The 1919-nt window shown below is 68.8% G+C and carries 1 protein-coding gene; it reads left to right on the top strand.

All coding sequences use genetic code 11. The features are described from left to right. The coding region (locus G4D87_RS37180) for a condensation domain-containing protein (RefSeq protein WP_163787505.1) at nucleotides 1-1919 on the top strand (1919 nt) is incomplete at both ends.

The following is a 1919-nucleotide window of genomic DNA, read 5'->3' as shown; positions in this document are numbered from 1 at the left end:
CGTCGAGGAGCTCCTCGCTCAACTCTTCTGCCAGGTCCTCGGCCTCTCCTCCCTCTCTCGCCACGACGACTTCTTCTCCCTCGGCGGACACTCCCTCAGCGCCACTCGCCTTGCCGCCCGCATCCGCTCCTCCTTCGGCGTCGAGCTTCCCCTCGCCTCCCTCTTCTCCTCCCCCTCCGTCGCCGCGCTGGCTCGTGAGCTGGAGGGAATCCAGGGCGCTACCGAGACGTCCCTGCCAGCGCCGACGCCTCGTCGCGATGATGAGCGCGCGCTGCTGTCGTACTCGCAGGAGCGCATGTGGTTCCTGCACCAGTTGCAGCCCGACTCCAGCGCCTACCACCTGCCCGAAGCACTGGAGCTCACGGGGCCCCTGGACATCGAGGCCCTGGAAGCCGCGCTCCACTGGCTGGTCTCGCGACACACGGTGCTGCGATTGGCGGTTCCCGCTTCACGCGACGGACACCCCGTCCCGGTGTTGCAACCGGCCGCCCCACGCGTGCTGACCGTGGAGCATCTGGAGCCAGACGCATCCGCCACAACGCTGACGGCACATCTGCGACATGAAGCAGATCGCCCCTTCGCGATGGCGGAAGGACCGCTGTACCGGTTCCGTCTGTGGCAGCTCACGCCGCGGCGGCATGTCTTGTTGCTCGTCTTCCACCACCTGCTGGTGGATGGGACGTCGCTGTCCGTCCTGCTGCGAGAGCTGGCCGAGGCGTATCTCGCCTTCACCCAGGATTCGCTTCCCGCGCTCGCGCCAGTGGACCTGAGCTGGGCCGACGTGGCCGTATGGCAGCGCACGCCTCGGCTCCAGGAGCGCGAAGAACGCCAGCGCGAATACTGGGTGCGCCAGCTCTCCGACGCGCCACGGCTGCTCCAGCTTCCCACCGACAAGCCACGCCCCTCCGTCCTCACCGGGAAGGGAGGCTCCATCGAGGGGCAGCACCTCTCGCCAGTCCTGACCCAGGCGCTGCGAGCCTTCTGCCGCGAGCACGGGGTGACGCCTTTCATGGCGCTCCAGGCCGCCTTCGCCGGACTGCTGCACCGCTACTCTGGACAGGAGGACGTCTGCGTTGGCGTCCCTGTCTCCGGGCGCACGCACCCCGCCACCGAGGACGTCGTCGGGCTCTTCGTCAACACCGTCGTCCTTCGCACCCGCTTCCTCTCCGACGACTCCTTCTCCTCGCTCCTCTCACGCACGCGCGCGACGGCGCTCGACGCCTTCTCTCACCAGGACGCTCCCTTCGAGCGCGTCGTTCACGCCCTCGGTGTTCAGCGCAGCCCCAACCACGCGCCGCTCGTCCAGGTCGCCTTCGTCTGGAATCGCGCGGGCGCTCCGCTCCACCTCGGGGCGCTGTCCTCTCGTTCTGTCCCCGTCTCCCCATCCAGTGCGAAGCTGGATTTGTCACTGCATGTCTTCGAGGACGGTGACAGCCTGCATGTGGGGGCGGAGTACAGCAGTGACTTGTACGAAGCAGGCAGCGTGGAGCGAATGCTGGGGCACTACCTGCGGCTGCTCGAAAGCGCGCTCGCCGCGCCTCTGGCGCCCTTGGCTTCGCACTCGCTGCTCTCCGCCGAGGAGCGCCAGCAGGTGCTGCATGACTTCAATGCCACCGAGCGGCCCTTCGACTCCCTCGCCACCTTCGTCTCCCTCTGGGACGCCCAGGTAGCGCGGACGCCTGAGGCCACCGCGCTGCTCGTCGCCGACTCCGACGTGGCCCTCACCTACCAGCAACTCGACGCTCGCGCCTCCGCTCTCGCGGGCCACCTGGCCGCCCTTGGCGCCGGCCCTGAGTCCGTCGTCGCCGTCTGCGTCGAGCGCTCCGCTTCGCTCCTCGTCTCGCTTCTCGCCGTCCTCAAGGCGGGCGCCGCCTACCTCCCCCTGGAGCCTTCACACCCCGAGGCGCGCAGGGCTTCTC

The organism is Myxococcus vastator (assembly GCF_010894475.1).
Lineage (GTDB): Bacteria > Myxococcota > Myxococcia > Myxococcales > Myxococcaceae > Myxococcus > Myxococcus vastator.
The sequence above is the reverse complement of the archived record's forward strand: the minus strand, read 5'-3'. Positions and strand labels throughout refer to the sequence as shown.